The 14,669-nt window shown below is 64.2% G+C and carries 10 protein-coding genes; all 10 read left to right on the top strand.

The features are described from left to right. Positions 1-21 precede the first annotated feature (21 nt). The 10 genes from DESPR_RS05755 to nhaD all read left to right on the top strand — a co-directional run bounded on the left by DESPR_RS05755 (position 22) and on the right by nhaD (position 14,597). Positions 22-5,391, top strand: coding sequence for a DUF7379 domain-containing protein (locus tag DESPR_RS05755; protein WP_015723871.1), 5,370 nt, complete (start codon positions 22-24; stop codon positions 5,389-5,391). Between the two features lie 38 nt (positions 5,392-5,429). After that, on the top strand, positions 5,430-6,059 hold the full coding sequence (locus tag DESPR_RS18370; protein WP_015723870.1) for a toll/interleukin-1 receptor domain-containing protein: 630 nt from the start codon (positions 5,430-5,432) through the stop codon (positions 6,057-6,059). A 9-nt stretch (positions 6,060-6,068) separates the two neighbouring features. Beyond that, positions 6,069-8,216, top strand: a complete 2,148-nt coding sequence (locus DESPR_RS17125) for a tetratricopeptide repeat protein (protein ID WP_015723869.1) — start codon at positions 6,069-6,071, stop codon at positions 8,214-8,216. Between the two features lie 24 nt (positions 8,217-8,240). Beyond that, positions 8,241-8,687 (top strand): hypothetical protein, encoded by a 447-nt coding sequence (locus tag DESPR_RS05735; RefSeq protein WP_015723868.1) that lies wholly within the window; start codon positions 8,241-8,243, stop codon positions 8,685-8,687. Positions 8,688-8,772: 85 nt separating this feature from the next. After that, positions 8,773-9,426, top strand: a complete 654-nt coding sequence (locus tag DESPR_RS05730; protein WP_015723867.1) for a flavodoxin family protein — start codon at positions 8,773-8,775, stop codon at positions 9,424-9,426. Then, on the top strand, positions 9,423-9,986 hold the full coding sequence (locus tag DESPR_RS05725; protein WP_015723866.1) for an HD domain-containing protein: 564 nt from the start codon (positions 9,423-9,425) through the stop codon (positions 9,984-9,986). The genes DESPR_RS05730 and DESPR_RS05725 overlap by 4 nt, the downstream gene beginning before the upstream one ends. 659 nt (positions 9,987-10,645) lie before the next feature. Next, the gene (locus DESPR_RS05720) at positions 10,646-11,086 is read left to right on the top strand and encodes a response regulator (RefSeq protein ID WP_015723218.1); all 441 of its coding nucleotides are present in this window, start codon (positions 10,646-10,648) and stop codon (positions 11,084-11,086) included. 33 nt (positions 11,087-11,119) lie between these two features. Further along, the gene (locus DESPR_RS17120) at positions 11,120-11,638 is read left to right on the top strand and encodes a CBS domain-containing protein (RefSeq protein WP_015723865.1); all 519 of its coding nucleotides are present in this window, start codon (positions 11,120-11,122) and stop codon (positions 11,636-11,638) included. Between the two features lie 37 nt (positions 11,639-11,675). After that, positions 11,676-13,160 carry an SLC13 family permease gene (locus DESPR_RS05710; RefSeq protein WP_015723864.1) on the top strand — a complete coding sequence of 495 codons (1,485 nt, stop codon included), beginning with the start codon at positions 11,676-11,678 and terminating at the stop codon, positions 13,158-13,160. A 156-nt stretch (positions 13,161-13,316) separates the two neighbouring features. Then, a complete protein-coding gene (gene nhaD, locus DESPR_RS05705; RefSeq protein ID WP_015723863.1) occupies positions 13,317-14,597 on the top strand; it encodes a sodium:proton antiporter NhaD in 1,281 nt (426 codons plus the stop codon). Positions 14,598-14,669 lie beyond the last annotated feature (72 nt).

Raw genomic sequence — 14,669 nt, 5'->3', positions numbered from 1 at the left:
CATCCCATCCAGGAGGCCACCATGAGCGACACCATCACTCTCAAGATTGAAGGTTCAGCGGTTCAAGAGGAACACATCGCCGGATGGGAGGCCGAAACCTACCGCCTTGACGGGGCGGCGCGGGGTGCCGAGGCCATCGCCACGCCACGGCCCCTGGAAGCCGACGATGTCGTCGAATTGGAGCTGGCCAACGGCATGCGTCTGCTGGTGGCGGCCGGCGATATGGAGCGCTATCTTGGCACACCGTTGGGGCGGGGCGAGGGCACGGCGGGCGAGATCAGCGTCGGCCAGGCCCTGCGCCTCACCGGCCCGCGTCTGCCGGAAGGCTTGTCGCGCGAGGGTATCGGCGCCTGGGTGCTCAAGGGCTTGCGCATCTTCCGCCGGGGCCCGGCGGGCATGACCGCCCTGATCGCCGCCGGCAGCTTTCAGGATGCCCGGCTGGATCATCGCAACGGCCTGTATCGCTGCGCCACCGACCGCTTCGACCTGCACCGGGTGGACAAGATGCCCGCCTCGGGCGAACCGGTCCTGCTCTTTCTCCACGGCACCGCCTCGTCCACCGAAGGCAGCTTCGGCGGCCTGTGGGAACATGGCGGCCGCCTGCGGCAACTGGTCACGCTCTATGGAAGCCGCATCTTTGCCTTCGAACACCGCACCCTCACCGACAGCCCGATCGCCAATGCGCTCGACCTGATCAAAGCCCTGCCCGAAAACGCACGATTGCACCTGGTCAGCCATTCGCGCGGCGGCATGGTGGGCGAACTCCTGACCCGGGCCAACCGGACCGACCGCGACCCCTTCACCGAAAGCGAGATCCACCGTTTCCGCGAACAAGGGGAAAAGACGGGCCGCGAGGGCTTCGAGGCCGACGCCGACCGGCTGCGCGAGCTCAATCAGGAGCTGCGGCGGCGCGCCATCCGGGTGGAACGGTTCGTGCGCGTCGCCTGCCCGGCGCGCGGCACCACGCTCGCCTCGGGCAAGCTCGACCGCTGGGCGAGCGTCATGACCAACCTCATGGGCAAGGGCTTTGCAGTCGGCGCCAAGGCCCTGCCCCTGCTCGAACCGGTGGCCAAGGGCTTTGACCTGTTGCAGAATTTTCTGCTCGCCGTGGTCAAGGAGCGCACCGATGCCCGCATCCTCCCCGGCCTGGAGGCGATGATGCCCGACTCGCCGCTGGTGGGTCTGCTCAATGACGCCGATGTGCGCGTCGATTCGCCCCTGCATGTGCTGGCCGGCGATTTCCAGGGCGACGGTCTGCTGCCCTGGCTGGGCGACTGCCTGTCCGAGGTGTTTTACGGCGGCCAGACCGACCTGGTGGTCAACACGCCGTCGATGAGCGGCGGCGCCTTCCGCACCCAGGGGATCAAACAAAAACGGTTCACCGGCTCCGAGGTCCATCACCTCAGCTATTTCCGCCGCGACGAGAGCGCCGATGCCCTGCTCGACGCCCTTCAAGGGAAGGACAGCGAGTTTGAACGGCTCGACGGCCCGTCGCAGGCCGTCATCAGCCGCGGCGGCGTCGAGATCAAGCGCCGCGACAAGGCGCCGATTGTCCTGCTCGTGCCCGGTATCATGGGCAGCCATCTCCAGGTCGGCCGCAACCGCATCTGGTTCGATCCGATCAGCCTTTGCGCCGGCGGCATGGACACCTTGCGCATCGACCATCCGGACGTCACCCCGGACGGCTGGCTGGACCGCTGCTACGAAAAACTGGCCCGCTTCCTGGCCGAAACCCACGAGGTCCGGCCCTTTGCCTACGACTGGCGCCGGTCGATCAGCACGGCGGCCGTCCGCTTCGGCGACGAACTGGATACCGCCATGCGCGAGGCCCACAAACGCGGCAAACCGGTGCGCATCGTCGCCCACTCCATGGGCGGCCTGGTGGCACGGCTCGCGCTCGCCAGCCGTTGGTCGGCCTTCAAGGCCCTGCCCGGCAGCCGCCTGCTGCAACTGGGCACGCCCAACGCCGGATCGCATTCCATTGCCGCAGTGCTGCTCGGGCGGGACGATTTTGTCCAGACCATCGAACGGTGGGTGGATTGGAAGCACAACATGCGCGAGTTTCTCGCCATTGTCCGCGATTTCCCCGGCGTGCTGGAGATGCTGCCCTGGCCGGGCGAGAACGGCGCGGCCATTGACGGGCTTGACTATTTCAGCCCGCAGACCTGGAAGACATTCTACGACCAGGACCAGGACGAAAAAAAGGAGCGGTCGTGGATACCGCCGCAGGACGGAGCACTGGCCGCGGCACGCGCCGTGGTCGCCGAGCTGAGCAAGACCCGGCTCGATCCGGAGTGTTGCCTGTACGTGGCCGGCCAGGCACCGACACCGATCGCCGTGCGCTGCGAACGTGGCCGGATGGAGATCGGCTGGACCGGCGAGGGCGATGGCCGGGTGCCGTGGAAGACCGGTCTTCCTGCCGGAGTGCCGGTGTGGTACGCGGACGCCGTTCATGGCGATCTGGCCGCCCATGAGGACGCCTTCACCGCCTACCGGGAACTGCTCGACCACGGCACCACCCGTCTGCTGGCCCGCAGCGGGGTCGGTGCGCGCGGCGAGACCGCCGTGGTCTACCAGGCGCGTGGCCTTACGGGCAACGGCCTGTACCCCAGCGCCGACGAGGTGCTGGCCGCCGCCACCGGCGGGGCCCGGCCGGGACGCCGCAGCCGGCACAAGGGCGAGGCCCCGGTGGTGATCGAGGTCATCCACGGCAGTCTGGCCAGCGCCGAGGCCCCGGTGCTGATCGGCGCCTATGCCGGCGATCCGCTGCGCGGCAGCGCCAAGTTCCTCAGCGACCATCTCGAAGGCCGCATGGAACGAGCCCGGGCCATCGGCCGCTACCCGTGCCAGCCCGGCGACGCCATGGTCTTCCGCCAGACCGAGGCGGGCGCCAAACCGGCCGGAGCCATCGTCGTCGGCCTGGGTCCCATTGGCGAGCTGCTGCCCGGCACCCTCACCCAGGCCCTGACCCAGGGACTGCTCGAGTATGCCCGGATCATGGAACAACAATGCGAAGCCGATCCGTCGCAACCCAAGCGGCTGGCGGTTTCTTCCCTGCTGGTGGGCACCGGCTTTGCCGGCCTGCCCCTCGAATCCGGAGCGCGCTGCCTGGTCGAAGCCCTGCGCCGGGCCAACCGGCTGTTGCAGCAATCCGGGATGAAGACCCGAATCGGCAGTCTGGCCCTGTTCGAGGAGGTCGAAGGCAGGGCCATAGCCACGGTTCAGGCCCTGAGCGAGCTGGTCGGCGAGAGCCGCTTTGCCGAGGTGGTCCGGTTCGACGGCCGCCTGCGCGACGGCCAGGGCGGCTATCGCGGCCGCTGCGAGGCCAGCGGCGGCCAGCAGGGCATGTACCGGGTGCATATCGTCGCCGACAAGGGCCGGCTGCGCTTTACCGTGGTCACCGACCGGGCGCGCAACGAGGTCAGCATCGAGCCCGACCAGCGCCAGGCGGTGGACGGCCTGATCCGCACCGCCACCGGCCGGACCCTGGACCAACCCGGCCTGTCGCGCGCCCTGTTCGAGCTGCTGGTGCCCAACGGCATGAAGGAGGCGGTGGCCGATCTGCGCACCCTGATGCTGTCGGTGGACGCCAAGGCCGCCGCCTACCCCTGGGAGTTGATGCGCGACACCGACCAGGCCGGCGAGGCGCCGCTGACCGCGCGGATCGAGCTGGTGCGCCAATTGGCCACACCCCATGGACGCGGTCGGGTGCCGGTGGTGCAGGACAAGCAGGCCTTCATCGTCGGCGATACCGAATCCGGCATGCTGGATCTGCCCGGCGCCCAGTCTGAAGGCCGCACCGTGGCCGAATTTTTCACCCGCGCCGAATACCGGGTCAGGAGGCTGGACAAACCCCCGGCCCAGGATGTGTTCGACGGCCTGTTCAACGGCCATTACCGATTCATTCACCTGGCCGGGCACGGCGTGGTCCGGGACAAGAAAACCGGCTGCACCGGCATGGTGCTCGGCCCGGACACCTTTCTCACCTCCGCCCAGGTGAGCAAGCTGCGACGGGTGCCGGAATTCGTGTTCATCAACTGCTGTCATCTGGGGAGCATGAAGGGCGATGCCGAGCAACCTTGGGGCGAGCTGGCCGCCAACCTGGCCACCGAGTTCATCCAGATGGGCTGCAAGGCGGTGATCGCCGCCGGTTGGGCCGTGGACGACCTGGCCGCGGCCACCTTTGCCCGCACCTTCTACGAGGCCATGTTCAAGGGGAGCCGATTTGGCCAGGCCCTGCTCCAGGCCCGCGCCGCCACCCATCGCGACCACCCGCAGACCAATACCTGGGGCGCGTTCCAGGCCTACGGCGACGAACGTTACCGCTTCCCGGTGGCGGACAACGACGACGACCAAAAACCCGCCCAATACGTCCACCCCAGCCATCTGATCGCCGATCTGGAGATGCTCGGCGCCCGTCTCAAGGACGTCACCCCGGCCGAACGCACGAACTTCTACACGAAACAGCTTAAGCAGATCGAAAAGGCGGCGCGCGGCGCCGATGTCCACCACGCCGGGGTACGGGAACAGCTGGCCGCGGCCTGGGCCGAGCTGGGCGACCGGGAACGGGCCATCGAACACTACCGCGCCGCCCTCGGCTTCGAGGATGCGGCCTTCAGCCTGCACGCGGTGGAACAGCTGGCCAACCTGGAGATCCGCCACGGGGCCACCCTCCTGGAAGGCACGGGCAAGGACGACAAGCAGACCGCCGAGCTGCGTGCCCGGGGCACCGCCCTGATGAAGGCCGGCCGGCGGCGGCTGCAACAGCTCCTGGCCCTCGGCGAAACGGTGGAGCGGCGGTCGCTGCTCGGCTCGTACTGGAAGCGGCTGACCCAGGCCGGCGTGGCCCAGGGCAACATCACGGAAGCCGACACCTGGCTGAGCAACCTGGAAAGCGAATACTGGCAGGCGGCCGAGCTGAGCTACCGGCGCACCGGCAGTTGGGATTACTACCCGCTGCTCAATGCCCTGGACGCGGCTTTTGTTCTCGCCGTCCGGGGCCGGCGAGAACGCTTCGATCAGCTCTTGCCGCAACTGCCCGGCCTGCTCGCGGCCGCCGCCGACAACGGCCGCAGCCGCTTTGCCGAGAACCGCCAATTCTTTCACGCCCTGGCCGAGGTGGAAGCGGAACGGGTCAATGGCCTGTGGGCCTGCCTGGATGGCCGCACGCACCAGGCCCTGACCGCGGACGGCGAGCTCCAGCGCCTGATCGGCCTGTATCACGGCCTGTTCACGCGGCTGGGCAGCGGCCGCGAACAGGATTCGACCGCCAACCAGTTGCGCTTCCTCATTGCCCTGCTGCCGCAAGAAGAACCCCACGCGGTCATCCGCTCCTCCCTCCAGCGACTGGCCGAGGGGATGGCGAGCGACCCGGCGGCCCCCCCGGCGTGACCGGCCCCCACCAACCGTATCGGAGGACGCACGACACCATGGACTCCATCAACGCCTGTTTCATCAGCTACCGGCACACCGGGGCCGACTCGCAGCAATTCGTGCAGGCCTTTGTCCACGAATTGAAACGCCAGCTGCAGCTGTGGCTGCCCAACGCCCCGGTCTATTTTGACGAGAAGGGCCTCAAGGTCGGCGACCAGTTCAACGAGGAGCTGGCCTTTGAACTGTGTCGCAGCGCCTGCATGGTCATGTTTTTCCTGCCCCTGCATTTCGACATCAACCATCCGTACTGCGCCAGGGAGTACAAGGCCATGCTCGAACTGGAAAAGCAGCGCCTCGGCGCGGGCGTGGCTGACCTGCAGAACAAGGGCCTGATCTTCCCGGTCGTCTACCGGGGGGCCGACGACCTGCCCGAGGAAATAAAGACCTGCCGCCACTACCTCAATTTCGAACATCTGATCCATGAACGCGATTTCAAGCGCCGGGAGTGCCACCAGGAATTGTACGCCCTGTCCAAACAGATTTCCGACCGGTACCGCGCCCTCACCAACGCCGGCCTGATCCAGGCCGAGCCCTGCAAATCCTTCAAATTTCCCGACCTGGAGGCGATCAGGCCCTGGCTGGAAGGCATTTCTCCCATCAAGGCATTCGCCATGCCCGGCCATTGAGGTGCACCGATGAACTCCTTGCAAAGCGGACAAATCATCACCTTCTACTCCTACAAGGGCGGCACCGGCCGGACCATGGCCCTGGCCAATATCGGCTGCCTGCTGGGCAGCGCGCCACCCTCTGAAGTCGCGCGACCGCCACGGGTGCTGGCCCTGGACTGGGACTTCGAGGCCCCCGGCCTGCACCGTTATTTCCGCCCCTACCTGGAGGCATCGGCCGAGGACCGGTTCGAGACCGCGCCCGGCTGCCTGGATCTGTTCACCTTGTTCGATGGCCAGCGCCGGGAATTTCACCCCAGCGACTTCGTCGCCAACCGTGGCCACGCCCGCCAGATGCTCGAAGACCTGGATTTCGACAGCTACCTGCTGCCCACCGTGGTTTCCGGCCTGCGGATCATGAAGGCCGGCCGCTTCGATGCGGACTATGGCCGGCGGGTGAGCGAATTCCAGTGGGACCGGCTGTTCCGGGAAACCATCGGCCTGTTCGCCGGCTTGGCCGATTACCTGCGTCAACACTACGATTACGTGCTGGTCGATTCGCGCACCGGTATCTCGGATACCAGCGGCATCTGCACCATGCTCCTGCCCGACAAGCTGGTGGTGGTGTTCACCCCCAACCAGCAGAGCCTGACCGGTATCGACGAGCTGACCCGCAAGGCCCTCGCCTACCGCAAATCCTCGCCGGACGGACGGCCGCTGACTGTCTTTCCCCTGCCCTCGCGGATCGAAATGGCGCGTCCCGCCCTGATGGAGGCATGGCGAATGGGCGGCGGCGAGGCCAAGGGGCTGCCCGCCGATCTTCTCGGCTATCAGCCGCTGTTCGAGCAGTTGTTCGACGAAGTCTTCGCGCGCAAGGCAACCCGGCTCAAGGAATATTTCGACACGGTCATGCTCCAGCACATCCCGGACTACGCCTTTGGCGAACCGATCGCGGTCATGCTGGAAGAAACCGATTCCCGTCTGTCCTTGCGCAGCAGCTACGCCGCCTTTGCCGAGTATCTCACCGAACTGCAGGCGCCCTGGGAATCCCTGGCCCTGGTCCGGATCGAGCGGGAAATCGAGCGGTTGGGCGATGAGGCCAAGGACAGGATAGCGGCGGGCGATCTGGACACCGCCTTGCGCATCGCCTACAGCCTGATGGAACGCAAACCGCCGCCCGACCTGTTCGAGCCGGTGGCTCGGGCCATTCTCGAGGTGGCGCAGGCTGCCTATCCCCGCCAGCGGGAAATGGTGTCCAAGCTGCTGAGCGCGGCCATCGACAGGGCGATGGGCGCCGAGGATCTCGACCCGATGCAGGTGGCGGATGTGCTGGTGGACGCGGGCAGGATCTGTCTGCGGGCCGGGGACTACGGATTGGCCCTGCATGCCCTGCAACATGGTCTGCACCGCATGCGGCCGGTCCTTGGGGAAGATGCTCCGGCCGTTCTGGCCGCGGAAGAGGATGTGGGCGAAGCGTTATGGAGGAACGGCGAGTTGCAAGCGGCCCGCGCCCTGCAGGAAAAGGTCTTGGCAACCCGCCGGCGCGTTCTGGGGGAGGAGCACCCGGAGACACTCACGGCCATGAACAACCTTGCCCTCACCCTCAGCAGTCAGGGCGATCTGGAAAGCGCCCGGACCCTGCAGGAACAGGAATTGGCGATGTGCCGCCGCATCCTCGGCGAGGAGCACCCGGAGACCCTCACTTCCATGAACAATCTCGCCACCACTCTGCACCTGCAGGGCGATCTGAAGGGTGCGCAGGCCCTGCAGGAAAAGGTTCTGGACACGCGCCGACGCCTTCTTGGCGAGGAGCACGCGGATACCCTGACCGCCATGAACAACCTGGCCAGCACCTTGCTGAACCAAGGGAACCTGAGCGGAGCACGGACCCTGGAGGAAAAGGTCCTGGAGATTCGTGCCCGTCTTTTGGGCCAGGACCACCCGGAGACCCTCTTGTCGTTGAACAATCTCGCCGCCATGCTCCATGATCAGGGCGATCTGGAGGGGGCTCGGCCCTTTCAGGAACAGGTGCTGGCAACCCGCCGCCGGGTGCTGGGCGAAAAACATCCGGACACCCTTCTGGCCATGAGCCAGCTGATGCAAACCGCCAAGGAAATGGGCGACATGGACACCGTAATCAACTTGAGCCAGGAACTGACCAAGGGCTTGGTCAAATAGAACCATGCGGCGGGGAGGACCGGCATGACAACCGGCAGCGCATCAGCGCCCGTTCGTCTGACAATCGCCCACGGCGGTCACATCCCGGCCGCGTGGGGCCCGCCGCGCGAGGCGGTCCGCACCACCACCGTGGCCATCCGCGAGCCCAGGGGCGTCGAGACCTTTGTCACCTCCTGGGGAACCTTGACCGGGACAGCGGGAGAGGATATGGTGGTCATCCAGGATTCGGGCGAGGAATACCCGATCAAGAAAACGGTCCTGGCCGCCACCTACGAAGAAGCCTCGCCCGGCCGCTACCGCAAGAAGGCGCGCAGCCGGCTGGTACAGGTGCCTCCGGGCGTGGTGGCGGTGCTGGCGACCCGCGAGGGCGAGATCGAGGTGCGCCATCCCGACTACGTGGTCATCGGCGCGGACAACGAGGTCTACGCCAATGCGGCCCACTGGGTGACGGCCAATCTCAAATTCGTCTGAGAGACCCCACCCGAGCGCCGCGTCGCCAATCCACCGCCCCCCTGGCCGCAAACAATCGAGCACGATAACACGGAGAACACCGACAATGAAGGTCCTGGCCATCAACGGCAGTCCAAGAAAGACATGGAATACCGCCACCCTGCTGAAAAAGGCGCTGGAAGGGGCCGCCTCACAAGGGGCGGTCACCGAACTGGTTCATCTCTATGACCTCACCTACAAGGGCTGCACCAGCTGCTTTGCCTGCAAGATGATCGGCGGCCCGAGCAACGGTCGCTGCGCCATGCAAGACGAGTTACGTCCCATTCTGGAAAAAATCGAAACCGAGGTCGATGCCCTCATCCTCGGTTCGCCGATCTATTTCGGGCAGATGAGCGGCGAGATGCGCTCTTTTTTTGAACGGCTGCTGTTCGCGCCGCTGGTCTACAGCCAGCCGCCGCGCTCGATTTTCCCGCGAACGGTGCCCAGCGCGGTCATCCTCACCATGAACGTCACCGAGGAGCTGAGCCGCCAGATCGGCTACGAGGCGATGTTCAACGCCACCCAGGGCGCCCTGAGCCGCAACTTCGGTACAGCGGCGGAAATCCTCTGCTGCTTTGATACCTGCCAGTTCGCCGACTATTCCAAGGTGGTGATGGAGTACATGGACCCGGCCCACAAGATGGCACGCCGGACCGAAGCCTTTCCCGAGGATTGCCAGCGGGCCTTTGCTCTGGGCGCGCGGCTGGCGGGCGGATCATGAACGGTTGCGCAAACGCCGGGCCGACGCTGCTGGCCGCCGAGCTCATCGCCCGCGTCATCGCTCAGCTGCCGCTCGATCCGCGCGGTCTCCACGGCCTCGGTCACTGGGCGCGGGTGCTCGACAACGGGCTGCGCCTGGCCCGGATCACCGGTGCCGACACCCGGGTGGTGGAGCTGTTCGCCCTGTTCCACGACAGCCGCCGGTTGAACGAAAACGCCGATCCGGAACACGGCCCGCGTGGGGCGCTGCTGGCCGAACAGCTGCGGGGCAGCGATTTTTCCCTGGCCGATCCGCCTTTCGCCCTGCTGCTCGCCGCCTGCCAACTGCACACCGTCGCGCCGACCTTTGATAACGTCACGGTACAGACCTGTTTTGACGCCGACCGCCTCGATCTGGCCCGCACGGGCAGGATCGTCGATCCGCACCGCCTCTGCACCGAGGCGGCCAAGGATTCGCGGATGATCGAGTGGGCCACCCGGCAGAGCCTGGAAGGGATCGTGCCGGACAACCCGCTCGGCCAAGCGCTGCGCGCCCTGCCCATTTGCGGCGAGAGCCGATAATCGGTTTATCGCCGCTTTTTCTTTCCAAGCAGGCAATCAGCTCCATCACCATTTCACTGCCCTGCGCCTCCTCCCTCTCCGCAAGGAGATCGGCTGACCGCGTGCCACGCCGCCAGCCCCCGACCCACCCGCGCTTTCCCTGCACCGCTTCCCGGGACGCGAAAATCCCGCCCACCGCCTCTCCTCCTTCCCGTTTCAATATGCAGACACGACCTCGTCGACAGCACACACCAACTGCCGCCAAGGTGTGCTGTCGCATGCGGGAACGAGCCCTGGCCATGGGCATCGACACACCCAGATGACGTTCCCCCTCCCCTCCCGGCGACCACGACGCCCGCATTCTCCATTGAAAAATCGGCACACGATAGATCAAAATGAAACACAATGGAACTCTCAACACGTCAATCTGTTTCAACATGAAACAAATTGACGCGTTTCAACCCGGGACTTCTCCCCTGTTCCACTAATATTTATTTAAAAAATCAAAAATACTGTTAGTTACAGTTTAAAAATTAAAAATATCGGTGCTGGCACGCCTCCTGCTTACCCCCAAAACCTGAAACCGACGCTTTTGTTCATGCCCCGGACAAGCCCATGCCATCGGGACATCGGCGGAAGCGGACCCATTGATTGTGAACAGCACCGCAAAGGAGAAGGATATGGAAAAGGAAATGGAGGCCAAGGTTCTGCTGGTGGACGACGAGCAGGATTTTCTTGAAACGCTGTCCAGCCGCCTGGAGATGCGGGGCCTCAAGGTCAGCGCCGTGACCAGCGGCGAGCAGGCGGTGACCGAGGCCAAGCAGCAGGACTACGACGCCATCATCGTCGATCTGGCCATGCCCGGCATCGACGGCCTGGAAACCCTCAAACGGATCAAGGCCGACAATCCCAACGCCGAGATCATCATGCTCACCGGCCAGGCCTCGGTGCAAAGCGGGGTGGAGGCGATGAAGCTCGGCGCCGGCGATTTCCTCCAGAAGCCGGTGGAACTGAGCGAGCTGATGGACAAGATCGGCGAGGCCAAGAGCAAGAAAATGCTGGTGCTGCAGAAGCAGTCCCAGGAAGAGCTGCGCAAGATCATCAAGAGCAAGAGCTGGTAAGCCACCGGCCCTATACCGCACAAGGAGAACGGCATGAGCAACACAGTTGTCAAAGACCTGATCGTCCCCCTGGACGCATTTCCCCACCTGAGCAGCGAGGAACCGGTGCACAGCGCCGTGGCCCAGCTCTTTTCCCACACCGTCAACGGTTCCGGCAAGCTGCTGTATGACGAATTGCTGGTGGTCAACAGCCAGAACCAATACGTCGGCCGCCTGACCATCCGCTCCATCCTCACCTGTTATTTCCCGACCCTGTTCGACGGCGGCCAGAAGCCGATCTTCGCCGGCAAGCAGGAGAAGTTCACCGACCTGGCCATCCTGCTCGAGGACAGCTTCCAGACCGAGTGCAAGCGCCAGGGAGCGTTGCCGGTCAGCCAGTACATGACCCCGCCGCTCAAGTCGATCAAGGCCGACACGCATCCGCTCCATGCCGCCGAGATCATGATGACCGAAAACCAGAACTGCCTGCCGGTGGTGGAAGGCAATGCGGTGATCGGCGTCATCCGGCTGATCGATCTGTTCAAAAACCTGGCCTCCAGCTGTTCGCTGTGAGTCTTTCAATCGCAATCTCTCGATAAAAGGTATCGACATGTCCGCAACCGTACAAGAACTTCCGGAGACCAAGACGCCGTTCGACTGGAAGCGCGCTCTGTTCCTGCTCCTCGGCCTGGCCCTGTTCGCCATTATCTATTACTGCCCCGCCTGGCCGGACGCCATTGATCCCAAGGGCGAGCATTTCGTCCTCACCAAGCAGGCCAAGGGCGCGCTGGCGGTGTTTGCCGTGGCCGCCACCTGGTGGATCTTCGAGGTGGTGCCGATCGGCGTCACCAGCCTGTTGATCGGCACCTTGCAAGCCTTGTTCCTCATCCGCAAACCAGCCGAGGCCTTCAAGGACTTCATGGACCCCTCGGTGCTGTTCATCTTTGGCTCGGTGGTCATCGGCATGGTGTTCACCAAGACCGGGCTCACCCGCCGGATCGCCTACAAGATGCTCTCCATCATCGGCGAGAAGACTTCTCTTATTATGCTCGGCTGCTTCCTCATGACCGTGGCCCTGACCCACGTCATGGCCCATACCGCGGTGGCCGCCACCATGTTTCCGCTGTTGATGGCCATTTACGCCATGTACACCACCGACACCAAGCCGACCAAGTTCGGCAAGGCGATGTTCATCGGCATGGCCTATGTGGCCGGCGCCGGTTCGATCATCACCCTGCTCGGTTCGGCCCGCGCCGCCGTGGCCCTGGCCTTCTACAAGGACATGACCGGCATGGAACTGACCCCCATGGACCTGACCTATTACATGGCGCCCTTGGGCTGGATCATGACCTTTATCCTTTGGGGCTTCTTCATGGTCTTTCTCAAACCGGAAAAAGACCGCATCCCGGGGTTGAAGGAAAAAGCCACCCGCATGTACAAGGAGCTGGGCGGCATGACCCGCAACGAAATCACGGCCGCGATCATCATTTGCATCGCCGTGGTCATGATCGCGCTCAAGAGTCTGCTGCCGGCCCTGGACGTCCTTGACAAGACCGGCATCCTCCTCTGTTCGACCATCGCCTTCTTCGTGTTCAACATCCTCAACATCGAGGACCTGGAAGAGATCCCCTGGAACATCGTCCTGCTCTTTGCCGGCGCCATGTCCATTGGTTTCTGTCTGTGGCAGACCGGCGCGGCCAAGTGGCTGGCGGTCAACTGGCTGGTCCTGTTCCAGCAGGCCCCGGCCGTGGTCTTCATTCTCGGCATGGCCTTCTTTGTCCTCGTCATGACCAACTTCATCATGAACGTGGCGGCGATCGCCATCAGCCTGCCGGTGGCCCTGGTCATCGCTCCCTATCTGGGGGTTGGCCCGCAGGTCATCCTCTTCTCGGCCCTGGCCACCGCCGGCATGCCGTTCATCCTTCTGATCGGCGCGGCCCCCAACGCCATTGCCTACAACTCCAAGCAATTCACCACCGGCGAGTTCCTCAAGTACGGCGTCATGGCCAGCCTCATCCTGATGGTGGTGCTGTGGGGATTCGTGGCCTTTGTCTGGCCGATGATGGGCATGGAGGTGTTCGCCGCGGCGCAATAACCCCAGAACCCCAAACCTGTTCACGGGAGGGCCGCGGCCGGACAACGCGGGCCGCCGGCAACGGCGGCTCGCCTCCGGCGCATCGAACCGCTGGCCCTGCCTTCCATCCAATGAATTTCACGACTGCCGGGCAGTCATAAAAGGAGTGCGCATCCCATGATGTCCCTTGTTGCCGTAGTCTTTGTGCTGGCCTACGCGAGTATCGCGTTGGAGCACCCCCTGAAAATCAATAAATCCGCCGTGGCCCTGATCGCCGCCGGCGTGATGTGGACCCTCTACTCGTTCGCCAGCCCCCTGGGCGTGCATGGCGTTATCGAGCAGTTGACCGAAAAGCTGGCCGAAACCGCGGCCATCGTCTTCTTTCTCATCGGTGCCATGACCATCGTCGAGGTCACCGACAGCCACGGCGGCTTCGAGGTCATCACCAGCCGGATCAAGGCCACCAAACTTTCCAGCCTGCTGTGGATCATCGGTTTCATCGCCTTTTTCCTCTCCTCGATCCTCGACAACATGACCACCACCATCGTCATGGTGGCCCTGATGAAACGGATCCTCAAGGACCACAAGCAGCGGTTGTTCTTTGCCGGGATCATCGTCATCGCCGCCAATGCCGGCGGCGCCTGGACGCCGATCGGCGACGTCACCACCACCATGCTGTGGATCGGCGGCCAAATCACCACCGGCAACATCATGCAAGGACTGATCATCCCCTCCCTGGTCAACATGATCATTCCGGTGGCCCTTGCCTCTTTTTTCCTCAAGGGTAATGTGGTGCCGCCGGATCAGGTAACGAACGGCAATTCAACCACCAGTCAATTCGAGAAAAATCTGATGTTCTTCATGGGCGTGGGCAGCCTGATTTTTGTGCCCATTTTCAAGGCGGTCACCCATCTGCCGCCGTACCTGGGTATCCTGCTCTCTCTCGGTGTTCTCTGGTTGGTGGGCAACATCCTCCACCGCAACAAACCGGAGGAAGAACGAGAGCATCTGCGCCTGACCCAGGCCCTGCGCCGGATTGACATGGCCTCGGCGGTGTTCTTCATCGGTATCCTGCTGGCCGTGGCCACCCTGTCGGCCAACGGCATGCTCCCGGCCTTGGCCAAATGGCTGGATTCGATGATCGGCAACCAGTCGATCATCGTCATCATCATTGGCCTGGTCTCGGCGGTGGTCGACAACATCCCGCTGGTGGCCGCCTCCATGGGTATGTACCCCCTGGCCCAGTTCCCCACCGACTCCTTTATCTGGGAGTTCATGGCCTACTGCGCCGGAACCGGCGGTTCCATCCTGATCATCGGCTCGGCCGCCGGCGTGGCCGCCATGGGCCTGGAGAAGATCGAATTCTTCTGGTATGCCCGCCGTATCGGACCGCTGGCCCTGCTTGGCTATTTTGCAGGCATTGTCTGCTATATCGTGCAGTACAACATGTTCCACTGATCCCCCTGGCCTCCTCTCTCCCCGACAGCATCGGGAGGGGGGAGGCCCTCCCCGCCCTGAACAGCAATGACC

Source organism: Desulfobulbus propionicus DSM 2032, from assembly GCF_000186885.1.
In the GTDB taxonomy this organism is placed as follows: domain Bacteria; phylum Desulfobacterota; class Desulfobulbia; order Desulfobulbales; family Desulfobulbaceae; genus Desulfobulbus; species Desulfobulbus propionicus.
Note: the sequence above shows the minus strand (reverse complement) of the source record. Positions and strands in the feature narration are given on the sequence as shown.

Excerpts from the sequence above, each read along its gene's own strand:
- DESPR_RS05735 (WP_015723868.1), top strand. The coding sequence starts at position 8,241 with ATGACAACCGGCAGCGCATCAGCGCCCGTTCGTCTGACAATCGCCCAC.
- DESPR_RS05755 (WP_015723871.1), top strand. The coding sequence starts at position 22 with ATGAGCGACACCATCACTCTCAAGATTGAAGGTTCAGCGGTTCAAGAG.
- nhaD (WP_015723863.1), top strand. The coding sequence starts at position 13,317 with ATGATGTCCCTTGTTGCCGTAGTCTTTGTGCTGGCCTACGCGAGTATC.
- DESPR_RS17120 (WP_015723865.1), top strand. The coding sequence starts at position 11,120 with ATGAGCAACACAGTTGTCAAAGACCTGATCGTCCCCCTGGACGCATTT.
- DESPR_RS05725 (WP_015723866.1), top strand. The coding sequence starts at position 9,423 with ATGAACGGTTGCGCAAACGCCGGGCCGACGCTGCTGGCCGCCGAGCTC.
- DESPR_RS18370 (WP_015723870.1), top strand. The coding sequence starts at position 5,430 with ATGGACTCCATCAACGCCTGTTTCATCAGCTACCGGCACACCGGGGCC.
- DESPR_RS17125 (WP_015723869.1), top strand. The coding sequence starts at position 6,069 with ATGAACTCCTTGCAAAGCGGACAAATCATCACCTTCTACTCCTACAAG.
- DESPR_RS05720 (WP_015723218.1), top strand. The coding sequence starts at position 10,646 with ATGGAAAAGGAAATGGAGGCCAAGGTTCTGCTGGTGGACGACGAGCAG.
- DESPR_RS05710 (WP_015723864.1), top strand. The coding sequence starts at position 11,676 with ATGTCCGCAACCGTACAAGAACTTCCGGAGACCAAGACGCCGTTCGAC.
- DESPR_RS05730 (WP_015723867.1), top strand. The coding sequence starts at position 8,773 with ATGAAGGTCCTGGCCATCAACGGCAGTCCAAGAAAGACATGGAATACC.